Below are 17,727 nucleotides of genomic sequence, written 5' to 3'. Positions count from 1 at the left end.
CGATATCGCCGATGCGCGCCTCACCGAGGAAGCATCTGAGGCACCTCTCCACGGCCGGCCGCATCACGGACCTCGGCCTTGGACGGCGTACGGCCTGCTCCCTCGAAGGTCCGCGAGAACAGCAGCTCGTCTCGGACACGGTTCGTCACCGCCGCGAGATGGATCCCCTGGCGGATGATCTCGGCCTCGCTCATCCCTCGACGTTTGGCCGCTTCCTTGAGGCATGGGTGGACACTGTTCCTGCCACTCGCCCGACCGGGGCGTGCGGTAGACCTGGGATGCTCGGAGACTCGACGGAGACCCGATGGAACGACGCCAGCTGGAATACTTCATAGCCGTCGTCGAGCACGGCGGATTTACCGCCGCGGCCATTGCGCTCCATGTCGCCCAGCCCTCGCTGTCGCATGCGATCCGGTCCCTGGAGCGCGAATTCGGCGGCAGGCTGTTTCACCGTCTCCCGCACGGCGTCGCCCTCACCGCGGCCGGTGAGGCGCTGGTCCGGCCGGCCCAGCAGGTCCTGCGCGACCTGTCCACGGCCAGTTCCCTGGTCCGGGAAGTCCTCGGGCTCAGCGGCGGCCGACTCGACATCGTGTCGCAGACGACCCTTTCGGTCGACCCGCTGGCCGGGATGCTGGGGCGCTTCCATCGCGCGCATCCGAAGGTCTCCGTGCGTGTGGTCGACCCGGAGCAGGGACCTGCCGTGGCGCAGATGGTCGCGGCCGGGCAGTGCGAACTCGGTCTGGTGGACGCCTCGGTGACCACGGCGGACCTGCGCGGTATCGACCTCCCGGAGCAGGAGATGCATGTCGTGCTGCCCGCGGACCATCCGCATCCGGCGGGCGACACCATCACCTCGCGTGAACTGGCCGCGCTGGACCTGATCGTGACACCGCCGGGCACCGAGACCCGGGCTGCGGTGGACGACGTGTGCACCGCGCTGGGCGTGGCTCCGCGGATCGCGGTGGAGACCGCGCACCGCGCGATGATCGTGCCGCTGGTCCTCTCCGGCGTGGGCGCCGCCCTGCTGCCGGCCTCCATGGCCCGGGACGCTGCCCTGCACGGGGCCCGGATGCTGTCCCATCGGCCCCGGTTGCTGCGCCACGGCCGGCTGGTCTGGCGGTCGGGCCCGCTGTCTCCCGCCGCCCAGGCGTTCGTGGACCTGGCGTCCTCGCCCGCCCGGGACTGACACCTGCTGCCCACACCTGCTGCGGGTATAGAAGCCTTCTATTGCCTTCATTCAAAACCGGTTCACGAGAATTCAGGGCGCCTTGTTGACCGGCGTCGGCGGCGGCTGACATTTTTACTGCATCGCGGGCAGAGATATTCCGGAGGTCGCTGAAGGCAGCTGTGTTACGCCGGTAGTTCGGCCGCGAAAAGAAGGCGTCACATTTCCCCGCCGGGCCCCGAATCGGAGAAATACATGACTGAGTTCGACGCCGGCCGGCACATACTTCCGCGGCCGGACACCCGCCGGCCCCTGACGACCGCGATGGACGTCCACGACCAGGAGACCGCCTTCACCGCCTTCACCCCCATCGGCCCGGTCCCTCCGCCCGAGGGCGCGCCGAACGTGGTGATCGTGCTCGTCGACGACCTCGGGTTCGGCACGTCCGGTGCGTTCGGCGGACCGTGTGAGATGCCGGCCGCGCAGCGGCTCGCGGACAACGGGCTGCGCTACACCCGCTTTCACGTGACGGCCCTGTGCTCGCCGACCCGGCAGGCCCTGCTGACCGGACGCAACCACCACTCGGTGGGCATGGGCGGCACCACCGAGATGACCACCGCGGCCCCCGGGTACAACGGGTTCCGGCCGCGCAGCGCGGCGACCATGGCCCAGATCCTGCAGGGCAACGGCTACAGTACGGCCGCCTTCGGCAAATGGCACCAGACACCCCCGCGGGAGATCAGCGCGGTCGGGCCCTTCGACCGCTGGCCGACCGGGGAGGGGTTCGACACCTTCTACGGGTTCATGGGCGCCGAGATGAACCACTGGTACCCGCTGCTGTACCAGGGCACCACCCCCGTCGAGCCGGATCGCCGGCCCGAGGACGGCTACCACCTGTCCGAGGACCTCGTCGACCACGCCATCGACTGGGTGCGCACCCAACGCACGCTCACTCCGGACCGGCCGTTCTTCACCTACCTCGCGCTGGGTGCCGCACACGCTCCGCTGCACGTCGGCCGGGAGTGGCAGGAGGAGTACCGGGGACGGTTCGACCACGGCTGGGACCGCCAGCGCGAACTGACCCTGGAGCGGCAGAAGGAACTCGGAGTGGTTCCCGAGGACGCGGAACTCGCGCCCTGGGCCGAGGGCGTGCCGCACTGGGACGAACTCACCGACAACCAGCGCCGGTTGGCGGCCAGGTTCATGGAGACCTTCGCGGGCTTCACCGAGCACGCCGACGTACAGGTCGGCAGGTTCCTCGACGCACTGGAGGAACTCGGCGAGCTGGACGACACGATCGTCCTCTACATCCTCGGTGACAACGGCGCCTCGGGCGAGGGAGGCATCGAGGGGACGATCGTCGAGCACCGGCTGGGGCACGGCATCGTGGACGACCCGGACGAGATGATCGACCACCTCGACGAGATCGGCGGCCCGCTCAGCTACCCGATCGCCCCGGCGGGCTGGGCGCTGGCACTGAACACTCCCTACCAGTGGACCAAGCAGGTGGCCTCGCACTTCGGCGGCACCCGGGACGGCATGATCCTGCACTGGCCGCGGGGAGTCCCCGAGCGCGGCGGGTTGCGTCACCAGTTCTCGCACGTGATCGACGTACTGCCGACGATCCTGGACTGCGTGGGAGTCCCGGCGCCGTTCAGCGTGGACGGGGTGCCGCAGCAGCCCATCGAGGGGGCGAGCATGCGGCGGACGCTCGCCGACGCCCGGGCGCCCGAGCACCGCCGTACCCAGTACTTCGAGATGTGCGGCAACCGGGGCATCTACCACGGCGGCTGGATGGCGGTCACCCGGCACGGCATCCCCTGGGAGATGGTGCCGGACAAGGACAGGAGGTTCGCCGACGACGTCTGGGAGCTCTACGACATCGACCGCGACTGGAGCCAGGCCCGCGACCTCGCCGCCGAACACCCCGAGAAGTTGCGCCAGTTGCAGGACCTGTTCCTGATCGAGGCGGCGAAGTACCAGGTGTTCCCCCTGGACGACCGGGTCACCGAGCGGGAGAACCCGGCCGTGGCCGGCCGCATCGATCTGCTCGGCGACCGGACGTCCGTCACCTACCGCGCGGGAATGCGGCGGTTCACCGAGGAGACGACCCTCAACGTCAAGAACCGCTCGCACAGCATCACGGCTGACGTCGAGCTGCCGGAGGGCGCGGCCGCCGAGGGCGTGCTCATCGCGCAGGGCGGCCGGTTCGGCGGCTGGGCCCTGTACTTCACCGGGGGCAGGCCGGCCTACGCCTACAACTACTTCGGCATGAGCCTGTACACCGTGCGCGGCGGCGAGCCCCTGGCACCCGGACGGCACGAGATCCGGCTCGAGTTCGACTACGACGGCGGAGGACTCGGCAAGGGCGGGACCGCCGTGCTCCTGGTGGACGGTGAGAAGCACGCGACCGGACGGGTCGAGCGGACCATTCCGTACTACTTCTCCTTCGACGAGACGCTCGACGTAGGGGTGGACCTGAGTACACCGGTGACCGACGACTATCCGGTCCTCGACAACGAGTTCACCGGGATCCTGCACACGGTGCGCATCGATCTGGACGACCGGAGCACCGAGTCGTCCGAGTTCGACGGCGGACTGCACCGGCGCGTCATGGGGGCCCAGTGAGCTGCTGCACGCCGTCCGGCGGCCGGGCCGCGGACCGGGCACCGGGACCTGGGCAGTCCACCGTCCGCCCGGCGGCCACCGAGGGCATGGTGGCCGTCCCCGCCGGCGAGTTCCTCATGGGCAGCGAGGACGCACTCGCCTACCCGGCCGACGGGGAAGGCCCGGTGCGGACGGTGTACGTCGACGCGTTCTGGATGGACGCCTGCACGGTGTCCAACGCACAGTTCGCGTGCTTCGCCGCCGAAACCGGGTACCGCACCTCGGCCGAGCGGATCGGCTGGTCGTTCGTCTTCGCCGGTCTGCTCCCGGACGACTTCCCGCCGACCCGGGGCGTGGTGGGCGCGCCCTGGTGGCGGCAGGTCGAGGGCGCCGACTGGCGCCACCCCGACGGGCCGCACTCCACCTGGGAGGACCGGGCGGATCACCCAGTCGTCCATGTCGACTGGGACGACGCCCGCGCCTACTGCGCCTGGGCAGGCAAACGCCTGCCCTCCGAGGCGGAATGGGAACGCGCCGCCCGAGGGGGACTGCACGCGAAGGTGTTCCCCTGGGGCGACGAGTTCGAGCCGGGCGGCCGCCCCCGGATGAACGTGTGGCAGGGCGACTTCCCGAACCGGCACCCGACGGCCGACGGCTGGTACGGCACCTGTCCGGTCACCGCCTTCGAGCCGGGCGGCTTCGGTCTGTACAACGCCACCGGCAACGTCTGGGAATGGTGCGAGGACCCGTTCTCCCCTTCCTCCGGCGCCCCCGGCGCCCCCGGTGTCCCCGGTGGACAGCAGCGCGTCACGAAGGGCGGCTCCTATCTCTGCCACGCGTCCTACTGCCGCCGCTACCGGGTCGCCGCGCGGCAGGGCCTGTTCCCGGACTCGGCAACCGGCAACGTGGGGTTCCGGTGCGCCCTGGACATGACGTGACCCCTTTCGACTCCATCTTCGACTCCATCGCTCGGACAACGGCGCGATACACCCGCGCACAAGGAGCAGGACCATGGCAAAGCGAGCAAGACTGTGGCGTCCCGGTGCGGCGGGGATGGCCGTACTCGGTCTCACCCTGACCGCCTGCGGTGGGGCGAAGGTCGGTGACGACTCCGCCGCGGCGGACGGCAGTTCGGGCAAGTGCGGCACCTTCGACCTCGCGGTCAGCCCGTGGGTGGGCTACGAGGCCAACGCGGCCGTCATCGCCTACGTCGCGGAGCAGGAACTCGGCTGCAAGGTGGTCAAGAAGGACCTGAAGGCGGAGATCGGCTGGCAGGGGTTCGAGACGGGCGAGGTCGACGCCATCGTGGAGAACTGGGGCCACGACGACCTGAGGAAGAAGTACATCACCGAGCAGAAGACCGCCGTCGCCCTCGGCCCGACCGGCAACAAGGGGATCATCGGCTGGTACATCCCTCCGTGGATCGCGAAGAAGTACCCGGACATCACCAACTGGAAGAACCTCGACAAGTACGCCGCGAACTTCAAGACCTCCGAGTCGGGAAGCAAGGGCCAGCTCCTCGACGGCGACCCGTCGTACCAGACCAACGACGAGGCCCTGGTGGAGAACCTGAAGCTGGACTTCAAGGTGGTGTACGCGGGCAGCGAGACCGCGCTGATCCAGGCCTTCCGGGACGCCGAGAAGAACAAGAAGTGGGTGATCGGCTACTTCTACGAGCCACAGTGGTTCTTCTCGGAGGTGCCGCTGGCCCACGTCGAGCTGCCCAAGCACACGGAGGGCTGCGACGCGGACCCGGCGAAGGTCGCCTGCGACTATCCCGTGTTCGACCTCGACAAGATCGTCAGCACCCGGTTCGCGAAATCGGGCAGCCCGGCCTACGACCTGGTGAAGAACTTCACGTGGACCAATGACGACCAGAACACCGTCGCCAAGTACATCGCGCTCGACAAGATGACACCGGAGGCGGCGGCGAAGAAGTGGGTCGAGGCCCACCCCGACAAGGTGAAGGCGTGGCTCGGCTAGTGCCGGTCGAGAAGTCGATGTATCAGACGCCGGCCCGGTCCAGGGCGCTCTGCAAGGACTGTCTGTAGCCCGCGCTGGTGTACGTGGCGCCCGACACCGTGTCGATGACCGCGCTCTGTGCCTGGAGCGTCTCCTTTGTCGCGGGACGGGCGCCCGACCCGCTCGGTGACGCGATCGCGCATTACGGGCGGATCGCCAAGACCCTGCACATCCTGCGCCTGGCCGACGAGCCCGGCTACCGCCGCCAGATCAAGAGCCAGGCCAACCTCCAGGAGGGCCGCCACTCCCTCGCCCGCAAGATCTTCCACGGCCGGCACGGACAGCTCTACCAGCGCTACCAGGACGGCTTGGAAGACCAGATCGGCGCCCTGGGCCTGGTCCTCAACGCCCTCGTGCTCTTCAACACCCGGTACATGGACGCCGCGGTGCACCAACTACGGGCGGACGGCTTCGACATCCGTGACGAGGACGTCGCCCGCCTCTCACCGTTCGTACGGCACCACATCAACATGCTGGGCCGGTACTCCTTCCAGCTCCCCGACCTGCCCGGCGTCCTGCGGCCGCTGCGGGACCCGGACGCCGCCGACGACGAGTGACGATGACATTGGCCGTATCTCGTCTGCCGTCCCACGACCCCGCACAGGCTTAATGATGCTCCCGCGCCACGCACTGAGCGGGTGGTTGTGACGACAGCACGGGGGGACCATGGATCACACAGGCGGCATCGGCGTACCACCTCCCGGGCCTCCGCCACAGCTTCCGCCCCGGCCCCCGTCTCAGCCGCCTCCTCAGGTACAGCCGATGCCGCTGCCTCCCCGCAGGGGAAAGCCGCTGGAACTCCGGGTCCAGCGGCAGATCCTGTGGGTGGGGTCGGCGGCGGTTCCGTTGCGCAATGTCAGCTGGGTCGAAGTGTTCAGGCTGAAGCCCGCCTGGGGCAAGGCCGGCGTCTACTTCCTGCTGTTGGTGGTCGTCGCCTTCTTGGTCTCCGCCCGGCTCGACTCCACGGACGGGGGCGGCGGGGGCGGCGGCCCTGCCCCGGGCGTCCTGACCCTGTTCACCCTGGTCATTGTCTGCGCCGTCCTGCTCTGGTCGAGGAAGCCGGTGCTGGTCGTCGAGCTGAACAGCGGTTCCAGGGTGGTCTTGACCCTGCCGACCATGGATGAACTGCGGGCGATCGCCGGGCAGATCGTGTACGCGATCGACCACCCGGAATACGAGTTCTCCGCCGTCCTCGAGCAGTACAACACGACGAACAACTTCGGTTCTGTCGTCAACATGAACGGCGGCAGGGGAAACACGGGGATCAAACTGTGAGCGACACATCGAACTACTACGGAGACGTCGTCAACGTGAACGGCGGCGAAAGGGTCATCGGCATCAACCACGGCACCGTCGTCCAGAACGACGGCACCGCTCAGGACACCGAGCTCCAAGCCGCCGTGACGGACCTCACCCGCCTCCTCAACGACCTGCGCCCGGTGCTCACCCCGGACCAGGCCCAGACCGTGGAGAACGCGCTGCCCGCGCTCACCCCCGACCGGGCCGCCCTGCGTGAGCGCGGCATGATCCTGGCGTCCGTCTCGCAGATCGCGGCGACCGTGGGCGAGGTGGGCAGGCCCGTCTTGGAGGCACTGGGGCGGCTGTTCGCGCTGCTGGGCTGACGGGCCTGCCCTGGTGGATACGGTCTGGCCTACGCCGTAGGCAAAGGAGCGAACCCGGGCCTTGAGACAGCGGCCGAGTTCCCACGGCGTCCCGGTCTGTAGAGCCTCACCGTCTGCTGTCCCCCGGCGCGAGCAGACTCGTGACCTCGGCGATCGCCTCCGCCGAGAGTGGAAGTACTTCCGTACGTTCTCCGGCTTCTTGTGCCGGGACTTCGCCATCAGCATCGGCAGGCTGGCCCCGGCCTCACCCAGGTGCGTAGGGCCCGAATGCCGGTACTCGTGCAGGTCCCAGCCCGTGCCCGGCGCCCCGCCGACCGAGGTGTGGGCATCCAGCAGGGCACGGGCCTGCCCGTACGACAGCCGCACCAGCCCGGTGTCCGGGCAGACGTCACGGGAGCTGAGAACCTTGCCGGGGCCCGGCCTGCGGTGGGTGACGAATACCGGCCCCCGGGTACGGCCCTTGATCAGCCGGGGCAGCAGGCGGGCGGTGCCGGCGTCCCAGAAGACGGTCTCCAGCACGAACTCCTCACGCGGGGCGCCCCGGCGCCGGGTCCGCGGCCGGGCCCCCTTCGCCTTCACCGGGGCCCTGCGCCCGGCCAGGTCCAGCTCCTCGATGTTGACGCCGAGGATCTCCTCCGCCCGCGCGCAGGTCTCATACAGCATCCGCCACAGCGTCTTCTCCCGCAGGTGGACGTCGCGGCGGGCGATCAACCGGTCGACCGCCATCTTCGAACGGGCGGGGGTCTCGGAGTCCGGCGGGGTGAGCCGCTTCACCCATGCCGGAACCGCCGGGCCGTCATAGCCGCGCTCGGCACACCAGCCCAGCCACGACAGCACCCCTGCCCGACGGGCGTTCCACGTGTTGACCGCGGAGGTGCCCCACAGCAGTTCAAGGGCCTCACCGATCTCGTCGTCCATGCCGTACGAGCGCGGGGTGTTCGGGTTGTCGAGCGAGTCGAGGAACACGTCCGCCGCCGTGCGGACGTTCAACGCCTTCCCTGCGGGCAGCTCCGCGAACGTCGCCGCAGGTCGTGATCAGCGATCCCACCGGGAATAGGGCGTTATCTGCACAACGACTTCAAGAGGCCTCCGGAACCGATGCCCAGTCAGCCATCCACCAGGGCCGACTGATCCTTAGCGCCGGTTTTCGTTCTGATGTTCTTCGCCGGCACCGTGGGCGGCGCCCCGCTCTCCGTGGTCAAGCAGTACATCGAACAGCGGAACCGGCCCGTGTGAGCATCGCCCGACTCGCCGGGAAGCCCTTCGCGGCACTCCGTACCACGGGTGGCGACCATGCGATGTCCGGCTCCGCCGGACAGGGATCCGCGACTCTCCGCGTCGCCATCACCAGATTCGATTCACCACCGGCCAGAAGGCCGATGCACGGCGAATGAATCCCGGTAGCGCATACGACGGCGTACGGCACCGGCGGACACGAAACCGACGAGGAGCAGCAGGAGCGTGCCGACGGCCGCTTCGACCATCCTCGGGTATTCGGTGACGACGGAGACCGTCTGCGCCACGATGCCGGTGTCCGCCTGCAGCGCGTATCCGTACAGGATCAGCACGACATGGGCGAGGGTCAGGCAGAGCGCGTAGCGGCCGGTCCTCGCGTGCCATCGGACCACGCGGTCGGATCCGACCCGGCGTTCCAGGGCTGGGATGCGCGCCATCTGGGCGATCACCAGAGCGATCACATAGCCGGCCAGCAGTCCGGTGATCCGGCCCGCGTTCACCAGCCGGTCGGCGGTGGTCGCGGCGACGGCCGGGGTGCCCCGCCACCACAGCCACAGCACGGCGGCGGCGCCCGTCCAGGCGAGCCCCAGCAGCGGTGCCGCGGGGGGACGGCGGGGCCGGATCCGACGCATGGCCTGCCGTCTTCCCGCCCGGCTGTGCTGGATCGCCGTCACAAGGCTGTTCTTCCCTTTGCCGACTTCGGTGGCCCAGCACGTACACCGGCCGGGTGGCTGAAAACAGTCGATGAAGACGGGCCACGGCCTACAGGAGATCCACCGCCGGGGAGGGCGCACAAGGGCCCACTTCCCCACATCCACCTAGTCCAGCGCACCGGCAGGGCCGAGTGTCACACCCTCCGTGTCGCGGTGGACGACCTCCCCTTTCGGACACACCCGCGGCATCACTCGTGGCTACACTCGCCGCCCATGCAACAGCTCGGCCGGAAGACAAACCAGCAGATAACGCACGCGCCTTCATCGGGTGCCAACACCTTCGACAACTCTGTGAAGAGCACGTGGAGTGCCACCGCACTCACCGCTGTCCGCGCCGTCAGATCGACACCTCCCGCCGGTTCACGCGGTCTCGGACACGGGCTCGGCTCGCCCGTCCGCACCGCACTCGGAGCACTCACGGCCACCCCCGGCTCCCACCGAACAGCCCTCGATTCAGCTGTGATTAACGTCACTCCAAGGAGTGTGGCGTGAGCCGCTCGACACGACGCCGCCACGCCCGCTCCCGCGAGCCCCGCCGTCACTGGCGGCTGCTGGCCCTCACCCTGTCCGTCGTCTTCGCCGCCCTGCTCTTCGAGGGCTGGACCATCCATGAGGTCGACGCCGCCAAAACACGCCTCCCCTGCACCAGGCCCGTACCCGAGGCCGTGGACGAGAGCGGCCCGGTCCTGCGCCGTATCAGCGGGAACGACGTCGAGTCCTCGGCCGTGCCCGCCCGTACCGTCGCGCTCACCTACGACGGCGGACCCGATCCCTACTGGACCCCGCGCCTCCTCGACCTGCTGCGCAGGCATCACGCGCACGCGACCTTCTTCTTGTTGGGTGCCGAGGCGGCACGCCATCCGGAACTGGTACGGCGGATCCTCGACGAGGGCCACGAGATCGGCTCGCACACGTACACCGGCGCCGACCTCGGTTCCTCGTCGCGCGTGCGCACCGCGATGGAGCTGACGCTCACCGAAAAGACCCTCGCCGGTTCGGCGGGCATCCGCACCGACCTGCTGCGGATGCCGCTGACCACCCAGGTGGACACGCTGTGCGGCGCCGAGTGGTCGGCGGCCCGCCGCGCCGCCGCGAACGGCTACGTGGTGGTCGCCGCGGACCGGCCCGACCGCGATCCGAAGTACGGCATGGTCCGCCAGTTCAGCCAGACGGACCTGGCGTACGACGAGACGAAGGACCTGCTCGGCAACCCGCACGCCGACCGGTTCACCACCGTCACGGACGCGCTCGGCATGCCCTCGGCCGACACACGGGTGTCCACCGCCGAACGCTGGCAGGGCAAGGCGCTGATCTGGACCACGACCGCCGGTCACGCGTTCACGAACGCCATGACCTGGGTGCTGCTCGCGCTGGGCGCGCTGGGCGTGCTGCGGCTGGTGATGCTGACCGTGTTCGCCCGCGCCCACGTCCGGCGCCTGACCCGCTTCCGTCCCGGCTCGCCCCGGCTGCGGGAGGTCGACGCACCCGTGACGGTGCTCGTACCGGCGTACAACGAAGAGGCCGGCATCGAGTCCACGGTCCGTTCGCTGCTCGCGTCCACGCACTGGGGCCTCGAGGTCATCGTGATCGACGACGGGTCGACGGATCAGACCGCGGACCTCGCCACCTGGATCAACGACCCGCGCGTGCGGGTGATCCGGCAGCCCAATTCAGGCAAGGCGGCCGCGCTCAACACCGGCCTGGCGCACGCCTCGTACGACATCGTCGTGATGGTCGACGCCGACACCGTCTTCGAGCCCGACGCCCTGTACCGGCTCATCCAGCCGCTCGCGCACCCGGCCGTCGGCGCCGTCAGCGGCAACACCAAGGTCGGCAACCGGCGCGGGCTCCTGGGCAGATGGCAGCACCTGGAGTACGTCTTCGGCTTCAACCTCGACCGGCGGATGTTCGAGGTGCTGGAGTGCATGCCGACGGTGCCGGGAGCCATCGGCGCCTTCCGGCGGGACGCGCTGATGGGCGTCGGCGGGGTCAGCGAGGACACCCTCGCCGAGGACACCGACCTCACGATGGCCCTGTGGCGGGCCGGCTGGCGGGTGGTCTACGAGGAGTCGTCCATCGCCTGGACCGAAGTGCCCACCTCGCTACGGCAGTTGTGGCGGCAGCGCTACCGCTGGTGCTACGGCACGCTCCAGGCGATGTGGAAGCACCGCGGAGCCGTCCTCGAAGTGGGCACCGCCGGACGCTTCGCGCGCCGCGGGCTGACCTACCTGATGCTCTTTCAGGTGGTCATGCCGCTGATGGCCCCGGTCGTCGACCTGTTCGCGCTGTACGGCGCGCTCTTCACCGATCCCGCGCAGGCGCTGGGGGTGTGGCTCGCCTTCCTCGTCCTCCAACTGCTGTGTGCCGGTTACGCGTTGAGGCTCGACAGGGAGAAGCTGCGGGCCCTGTGGTCGATGCCGTTCCAGCTCTTCGTCTACCGGCAGCTGATGTATCTGGTCGTCATCCAGTCCGTGTTCGCCCTCCTGGGCGGCACCCGGCTGAAGTGGCACCGCATGCAGCGTGCGGGCACGGCCGCCACGGAGCAGCTGAGACAGCCGGTCGCCGCCCGGGAGCTGTCGTCGAGGTGATCAGGGGGGAACCCATGGAACCGATGGAACCCATGCAGCCCATGAGCGGCTGGAACGGGGAGACACAGGCGCCACGAGTGCTCACGGGACAGCTCATCGCACAGACGGAACAGATACGGCCGTACGAGGAACCCGTCCCGAGCCCGAACGGGGCGCAGCCCGGCGGTGGCCACACCCGCAGCACACGCCCCCCTTGGGTACGCCCCAGCCGGCGCCGCCGTATCGCACGCCTGCTGGCGCTGCTGCTCGGCGCGCTGCTCCTCACCGGCGGCGGCACGTACGCCTGGGCCGACTTCGAGCTCGACCGGGCGGTCGACCTCGGCGAGGCCGGTGACCGTCCGCCGCAGGGGAAGGGGACCACGTACCTCATCGTGGGCTCCGACAACCGTGACGGCCTGTCCGAGCAGGACAGGAAGGATCTGCACGCCGGCGGTGGCGGCGGCGGCCGTACCGACTCGATGATGCTGCTGCACACCGGCGCCCACGGCACCACGCTGGTGAGCCTGCCCCGCGACTCGTGGGTGACCCTCCCGTCGTACCTCGACCCCGACACCGGAAAGCGGCACCGCGCGGCGAAGAACAAGCTGAACGCGGCCTACTCCCTGGGCGGCGCCCGGCTGCTCGTGCGGACCGTCGAGCTCAACACGGGCCTGCGCGTCGACCACTACGCGGAGATCGGCTTCGGCGGCTTCGTCGGTGTCGTGGACGCCGTCGGCGGCGTGGACATGTGCGTGGACCGGGACATCAAGGACAAGAAGTCGGGTCTCGACCTGACGAAGGGCTGCCACACCCTGGACGGCGCCCAGGCACTCGCGTTCGTCCGCCAGCGGCACCAGGAGGCCCAGGGCGACCTGGGGCGCAGCAGGAACCAGCAGAAGTTCCTCGCCGCGCTCGCCCACAAGGCGGCCACACCGGGCACCGCGCTCAATCCGTTCCGGGCGTATCCCCTGCTGGGCGCGGCGCTGGACACCCTCGTGGTGGACAAGGACATGGAGCCGCGCACCCTCGTCTCGCTGTTCCAGGCGATGAGGAGCGTCTCGTCCGGGGACGGTCGGCAGCTCAGCGTCCCCGTGGCCGGAGTCGGCATCAGCACGTCGAAGGGCAGCGCCGTGAAATGGGACGCGGCGAAGGCGAAACGGCTCTTCACCGCGCTGCGGAACGACCGGCCGGTGAGCATCGCGGAGAAGGGCTGACCGGCCGCCGCCGGTCCGAAGGGTGTGTGGGGCGGCCGGGCCCCCGTGCGTGGCGGAGCCCCGGCCGCCCCGGCCCTCTCCGTGCCGCTCCCGGGGGGAGTCAAGGGCGGCGCGGAGAGAGGTTCGGGGAGTGGCCGCGTCACCGACGTCCGGCCGGGCGGTCGCCGTCGACCTGGGGCGCGGACTCGGTACTCACACAGCGCACGGCCGACGCGGAACGTCACCCAGAGGGCGCCGATCACGAGCAGGCTCCAGTTGCCGCCGACGCGGACCTGGGCGCCGGGTGCGGGGTCCTTGTCGCACGTCTCCAGGCGACCTGGGTGAACCTGGTACGGCGTGCGACCCGCGCCGACGGAAAGTGACCCAGGCTACCGCCGCGTCGTCAGTCGCGGGGCAGGCGCCCCTTGCTCCGCATCGCGGTACGGACGCGCTGCTCGGCCAGAGCGCGGCCGGCGGCGTGCGGGGTGACGTGACAGCGCTCGGCCTCGTCGAGGACGGTGACCGTGTTGGCGCGCAGCCTCGTCGAGATGGTCTCGAAGATGGCGGTGGTGTCGGGGCGGAAGCCGGAGTAGCGGGCGTCCATCGCGAAGGCGGCGGCGACGACACCTCCGGCGTTGGCGACGAAGTCGGGGACCACGGTGATGCCGCGCCGGTCGAGGATGTCCTGGGCGTCCACGGACGTGGGCAGGTTGGCACCTTCGACGACGAGCCGGGCCTTGATCTCGTGCGCGGTGCTGTGGTCGATGACGTCCTGAAGCGCCGCGGGCACCAGGATGTCGCAGTCCACGGTGAGTTCCGCGCCGGAGGCGAGCGTGGTGCCCCGGACCGGGCGGCGGGTAACGAAGTGGTCGCCGTGCTCCTCGCGGGCCGTCAGGAGGTCGTCGACGTCGAGTCCGGTGGGGTCGTGCAGGGCCCCGTGGGCGGTGGAGACCGCCACGACGGTGGCCCCGAGTTCGGAGAACCGCCGGGCCGCCGCGCTGCCGACGGCGCCGAAACCCTGGATGGCGACGCGTGCCCCGCCGAGGGGCAGGCCCAGGCGCTGGGCTGCGGCATCGGTGCTCTCGGCGACCCCGTAGCCGGTGACGCCGAGCTTGTCGTACGCGACTCCGCCGAGGTGCTCGGGGGTGCCCACGGCGGCCCCGCGGTCGCCCAGTTCGTCCTGGATGATCGCGGCGTCGCTCTCGGTCAGCCCCATGTCGAGCCCCATCACGTACTCGCGGGGCACCTCGTTGGACAGGGCGCGGGCGAAGGCGCGCAGGATCGCCTCCTTGTCCGGGGAGGCCGGGGCGGCGACGATGCCGGCCTTGGCGCCGCCGTAGAAGAGATCGGCGCTCGCCCACTTCCACGTCATGACCCGGGCGAGGCGCGCCACCTCGTCGACGGTCACCGTGGGGCTCATACGGGTTCCGCCCTTGCCGATGCCCCGGGCGGTGTTGTCGATGACCAGGACGCCCTTCATGCCGGTACGGCGGTGGGAGACGACGACGATCTTCTCGGGGCCCCAGTCGTCGACGAGGGAGAGTGCGTCAGTCACGGATGTGTTCCTTGTCGGTAGCGGGAAGCTCGGTGGCGGGAGGCAGGGCTCGCGCGATGAGCTGCGCGAGGTGGGTGCCGGTGCGGTCGGTCTGCTGGGCGATCTGGGTGCGGCAGCTGAATCCGTCGGCGAGGACGTGTGTGCCGGGGGCGGCGGAGCGTACGGCGGGGAGCAGGACCTGCTCGCCCGCGGCGACGGAGACGTCGTAGTGGCCGCGTTCGAAGCCGAAGTTGCCGGCCAGGCCGCAACACCCGGATGCGATCGTGGTGTTGTCGACGCCCATGCGGTGCAGCAGTGCGCTGTCGGCGCCGAAGCCGGAGGTGGCGTGCTGGTGGCAGTGGGTCTGGCTGATCGACCGGGCGTCGATACGCGGGGGCTGCCAGTCGGGTGCGTGCCGGACCAGGAGTTCGGCGAGTGTGACGGTGGCTGCGGCCAGGGCGCGGGCACGGTCGTCGCCGTCCAGCAGTTCGGGCAGGTCGGTCTTGAGGGCCGCTGTGCAGCTGGGTTCGAGACCGACGACCGGAGTTCCCGAATCGGCGGCTGAGGCAAGGGCGTTGACGGTGCGCCGCGCCATGCGTCGGGCGATGCCCAGCTGGCCGGTGGTGATCCAGGTCAGTCCGCAGCACTGGGTGCCGTCGGGGACCTGGACCCGGAAGCCGGCGTCCTCCAGTACCGCGACCCCGGCTTCGAGGACCTCGGGTGTGAAGTGGTTGTTGAAGGAGTCGACCCACAGCATGACCGGGCCCCGGTGGCCGTCCCCCTTCGGTGTGCGGCGGCGGAACCGGGCGAGGAAGGTCTCGTCGGCGAAGCGCGGGATCTCGCGCCGGCCGTCGATGCCGCCGAGCCGCTTGAGGAGCGGGGCCAGTCGGGAGGAGGTCAGGGCGTTGACCAGGCGCGGCATCCGGGCGGCGGCGCGGGACAGCAGCGGCAGCCAGCCCATCGTGTAGTGCGAGGCGGGCCGGACTCGCCCCTTGTAGTGGTGGTACAGGAACTCCGACTTGTACGTGGCCATGTCCACCTCCACCGGGCAGTCAGCGCTGCACCCCTTGCAGGACAGGCACAGGTCGAGGGCGTCGCGGACCTCGGTCGACCGCCAGCCGTCGGTGATCACCTCGCCCTGGGTCATCTCGTACAGCAGGCGGGCCCGGCCCCGGGTGGAGTCCTTCTCGTCGAGGGTGACCCGGTAGCTGGGGCACATGACGTCGCCGCGGTGGGCGGCGGTACGGCACTTGCCGACGCCGACACAGCGGCGGGTGGCCTTGGCGAAGTCGCCGTCGTCGGCGTGGAAGGCGAAGCCTCTTGAGGAGGAAACCAGCGGCAGCGGAGTGCGGTGCGCGCTGACACGCAGGTTGCCGTCGACCGGCAGCGGCCGCACGATCATGCCGGGGTTCAGGCCGTTGTCGGGGTCCCAGATCTCCTTGAACTCCTCGAACAGGGCGATGACTTCGGGCCCGTACATCAGCGGCAGCAGCTCGGAGCGGGCCTGGCCGTCGCCGTGTTCGCCGGACAGGGAGCCGCCGTGCGCGGTGACGAGCTTGGCCGCGTCGGTGACGAAGGCGCGAAAGACGGCGGTGCCCTGTTCGGTGGTGAAGTCGAAGTCGATACGGACGTGCAGGCAGCCCTCGCCGAAGTGGCCGTATACCGCGCCCCGCAGGTCGTGCTGGTCCAGCAGCCGGGTGAACTGGCGGAGGTAGGAGCCGAGTTGACCGGGCGGGACGGCCGCGTCCTCCCAGCCGGGCCAGGCTTCCGAGCCGTCGGGCATGCGGGTCGCCAGGCCCGCTCCGTCCTCGCGGATCCGCCACAGCCGTCGGGCACGGGCCGGATCGGTGACGATCTCGCTTCCGGTGCAGCCCGCGGCCTGCCGGGCGGTCTCGGTGAGTTCGTTGGCGCGGCGGGACAACTCCTCTGCCGTACCGCCGAGTTCGGCGAACAGCCAGGCCCGGGCGGTGGGCAGGGTGTCGATCGTCGCGCGGGTCTCGGGGCGGGTGACGATATCGGTCAGCGCCTGGTCGAGTCCCTCAAGGGCCAGCAACTCGTGGTCCAGCAGGGCGGGTACGGCGTCGGCCGCGGCGCCGGCGTCCTGGAAGCCGAGGACGACCAGGGCCCGGGCGGGGGGCGGGGAGATCAGGCGGACGGTCGCCGACAGGACGACGGCGAGCGTGCCCTCGCTGCCGACCAGGGCGCGGGCGAGGTTGAAGCGGCGTTCCGGCAGCAGGTGTTCCAGCGCGTAGCCCGAGACCTGCCGCGGGAATTGGCCCAGCTTGGTACGCAGCGCCGCCAGGTTGTCCTGGGCGAGCCGGTGCAGGGACGCGATCAGCTGTCCGCGGTCGTCGCCGGCGGCGATGGCCTCGTCGATCTCCCGCTGGGTCATCTCGCCGAGCCGGACCACCGTGCCCCGGTAGGTGACCACTTCGAGTTCCAGGACGTTGTCGGCGGTGCGTCCCCAGGCCAGGGAGTGCGATCCGCAGGCGTTGTTGCCGATCATGCCGCCGAGCGTGCAGCGGCTGTGGGTGGACGGGTCGGCGCCGAAGAGGAGTCCGTGGGCAAAGGCCGCGCTCTGCAGATCGTCCAGGACGATGCCCGGCTGCACCGTGGCGGTCCGTTCCTGCGGGTCCAGCGCGAGCAGCCGGTTGAAGTGACGGGAGAAGTCCAGCACCACGCCCGCGCCCACCGCCTGGCCGGAGGTGCTGGTGCCGGCCCCGCGCGAGGTGACCGGCACGCCCAGGCGGCGGCACACGGCGAGGGCGTTGAGGACGTGCCGCCGCTCGCAGGGGAAGACCACGGCGAGCGGGATCTGCCGGTAGTTGGAGGCGTCGGCCGAGTACTGTGCCCGGCGGCCCGCGTCACCGGCGACCTCTCCGCAGTCCTCTCCGGCGAGGGCCGCGGCCACAGCCGCCGCGTCGAGGCCGGGCCGGCCCGGCGCTGTCGTGGTCACTGTGCTCGCTCCTCCTTGCCCACCAGGCGCGTTCGCCCTGGTCCTCACCACGATGTGGGCCGGGCGGGGTCACCCACAAGGGCCAGCAGAGCGAAAGAATTGACGCTTGAGG

At 70.2% G+C, this 17,727-nt stretch carries 10 protein-coding genes and 5 pseudogenes; 9 read left to right on the top strand and 6 right to left on the bottom strand.

The window, feature by feature from the left end; genetic code table 11:
* Positions 1-20 precede the first annotated feature (20 nt).
* Positions 21-221 (bottom strand): annotated as a pseudogene (locus PBV52_RS25620) (hypothetical protein); the annotation flags it as partial.
* 83 nt (positions 222-304) lie between these two features.
* Here PBV52_RS25620 and PBV52_RS25615 point away from each other — a divergent pair.
* The 4 genes from PBV52_RS25615 to PBV52_RS25600 all read left to right on the top strand — a co-directional run bounded on the left by PBV52_RS25615 (position 305) and on the right by PBV52_RS25600 (position 5,755).
* A complete protein-coding gene (locus PBV52_RS25615; protein ID WP_274241347.1) occupies positions 305-1,186 on the top strand; it encodes a LysR family transcriptional regulator in 882 nt (293 codons plus the stop codon).
* Positions 1,187-1,420: 234 nt separating this feature from the next.
* A complete protein-coding gene (locus tag PBV52_RS25610; RefSeq protein ID WP_274241346.1) occupies positions 1,421-3,793 on the top strand; it encodes an arylsulfatase in 2,373 nt (790 codons plus the stop codon).
* Positions 3,794-3,879: 86 nt separating this feature from the next.
* Complete coding sequence (locus tag PBV52_RS25605) at positions 3,880-4,710, top strand: formylglycine-generating enzyme family protein (RefSeq protein ID WP_274249567.1); 831 nt, start codon at positions 3,880-3,882, stop codon at positions 4,708-4,710.
* A 73-nt stretch (positions 4,711-4,783) separates the two neighbouring features.
* Positions 4,784-5,755: an ABC transporter substrate-binding protein gene (locus tag PBV52_RS25600; RefSeq protein ID WP_274241345.1), complete on the top strand. Its 972-nt coding sequence runs from the start codon at positions 4,784-4,786 to the stop codon at positions 5,753-5,755.
* Positions 5,756-5,777: 22 nt separating this feature from the next.
* Here PBV52_RS25600 and PBV52_RS25595 read toward each other — a convergent pair.
* Positions 5,778-5,891 (bottom strand): annotated as a pseudogene (locus tag PBV52_RS25595) (FMN-binding protein); the annotation flags it as partial.
* A gap of 13 nt (positions 5,892-5,904) precedes the next feature.
* On the opposite strand from PBV52_RS25595, the pseudogene PBV52_RS25590 reads away from it, so the two are divergent.
* The 3 genes and pseudogenes from PBV52_RS25590 to PBV52_RS25580 form a co-directional block, all read left to right on the top strand.
* A pseudogene (locus PBV52_RS25590) lies at positions 5,905-6,351 on the top strand (Tn3 family transposase); the annotation flags it as partial.
* Positions 6,352-6,556: 205 nt separating this feature from the next.
* Positions 6,557-7,069: a DUF6232 family protein gene (locus PBV52_RS25585; RefSeq protein ID WP_274241344.1), complete on the top strand. Its 513-nt coding sequence runs from the start codon at positions 6,557-6,559 to the stop codon at positions 7,067-7,069.
* Positions 7,066-7,416, top strand: a complete 351-nt coding sequence (locus tag PBV52_RS25580) for a hypothetical protein (protein ID WP_274241343.1) — start codon at positions 7,066-7,068, stop codon at positions 7,414-7,416. Before PBV52_RS25585 ends, PBV52_RS25580 begins: the two co-directional genes overlap by 4 nt.
* Before the next feature lie 106 nt (positions 7,417-7,522).
* Here PBV52_RS25580 and PBV52_RS25575 read toward each other — a convergent pair.
* Both PBV52_RS25575 and PBV52_RS25570 read right to left on the bottom strand, forming a co-directional pair.
* Positions 7,523-8,406: pseudogene (locus PBV52_RS25575) on the bottom strand (tyrosine-type recombinase/integrase).
* A 389-nt stretch (positions 8,407-8,795) separates the two neighbouring features.
* Positions 8,796-9,284 (bottom strand): annotated as a pseudogene (locus PBV52_RS25570) (ferric reductase-like transmembrane domain-containing protein); the annotation flags it as partial.
* 569 nt (positions 9,285-9,853) lie between these two features.
* Between PBV52_RS25570 and PBV52_RS25565 the strand changes: the two are divergent.
* Positions 9,854-11,953 (top strand): bifunctional polysaccharide deacetylase/glycosyltransferase family 2 protein, encoded by a 2,100-nt coding sequence (locus PBV52_RS25565; RefSeq protein ID WP_274241341.1) that lies wholly within the window; start codon positions 9,854-9,856, stop codon positions 11,951-11,953.
* Between the two features lie 14 nt (positions 11,954-11,967).
* A complete protein-coding gene (locus PBV52_RS25560) occupies positions 11,968-13,146 on the top strand; it encodes an LCP family protein (RefSeq protein ID WP_274241340.1) in 1,179 nt (392 codons plus the stop codon).
* A 382-nt stretch (positions 13,147-13,528) separates the two neighbouring features.
* Here the strand turns inward: PBV52_RS25560 and PBV52_RS25555 are convergent, their stop codons facing one another.
* Both PBV52_RS25555 and PBV52_RS25550 read right to left on the bottom strand, forming a co-directional pair.
* On the bottom strand, positions 13,529-14,680 hold the full coding sequence (locus PBV52_RS25555; RefSeq protein ID WP_274241339.1) for a Glu/Leu/Phe/Val dehydrogenase: 1,152 nt from the start codon (positions 14,678-14,680) through the stop codon (positions 13,529-13,531).
* Positions 14,673-17,615 (bottom strand): FAD-binding and (Fe-S)-binding domain-containing protein, encoded by a 2,943-nt coding sequence (locus tag PBV52_RS25550; RefSeq protein ID WP_274241338.1) that lies wholly within the window; start codon positions 17,613-17,615, stop codon positions 14,673-14,675. The genes PBV52_RS25555 and PBV52_RS25550 overlap by 8 nt, the downstream gene beginning before the upstream one ends.
* Between the last annotated feature and the right edge of the window lie 112 nt (positions 17,616-17,727).

Origin of the sequence: Streptomyces sp. T12, from assembly GCF_028736035.1 — a bacterium.
Classification (GTDB): Bacteria; Actinomycetota; Actinomycetes; order Streptomycetales; family Streptomycetaceae; genus Streptomyces.
Note: the sequence above shows the minus strand (reverse complement) of the source record. Positions and strands in the feature narration are given on the sequence as shown.

What these genes read in the sequence shown, in the direction of transcription:
- PBV52_RS25615 (WP_274241347.1), top strand. Translation starts at nt 305, where the DNA reads ATGGAACGACGCCAGCTGGAATACTTCATAGCCGTCGTCGAGCACGGC.
- PBV52_RS25610 (WP_274241346.1), top strand. Translation starts at nt 1,421, where the DNA reads ATGACTGAGTTCGACGCCGGCCGGCACATACTTCCGCGGCCGGACACC.
- PBV52_RS25605 (WP_274249567.1), top strand. Translation starts at nt 3,880, where the DNA reads ATGGTGGCCGTCCCCGCCGGCGAGTTCCTCATGGGCAGCGAGGACGCA.
- PBV52_RS25600 (WP_274241345.1), top strand. Translation starts at nt 4,784, where the DNA reads ATGGCAAAGCGAGCAAGACTGTGGCGTCCCGGTGCGGCGGGGATGGCC.
- PBV52_RS25585 (WP_274241344.1), top strand. Translation starts at nt 6,557, where the DNA reads ATGCCGCTGCCTCCCCGCAGGGGAAAGCCGCTGGAACTCCGGGTCCAG.
- PBV52_RS25560 (WP_274241340.1), top strand. Translation starts at nt 11,968, where the DNA reads ATGGAACCGATGGAACCCATGCAGCCCATGAGCGGCTGGAACGGGGAG.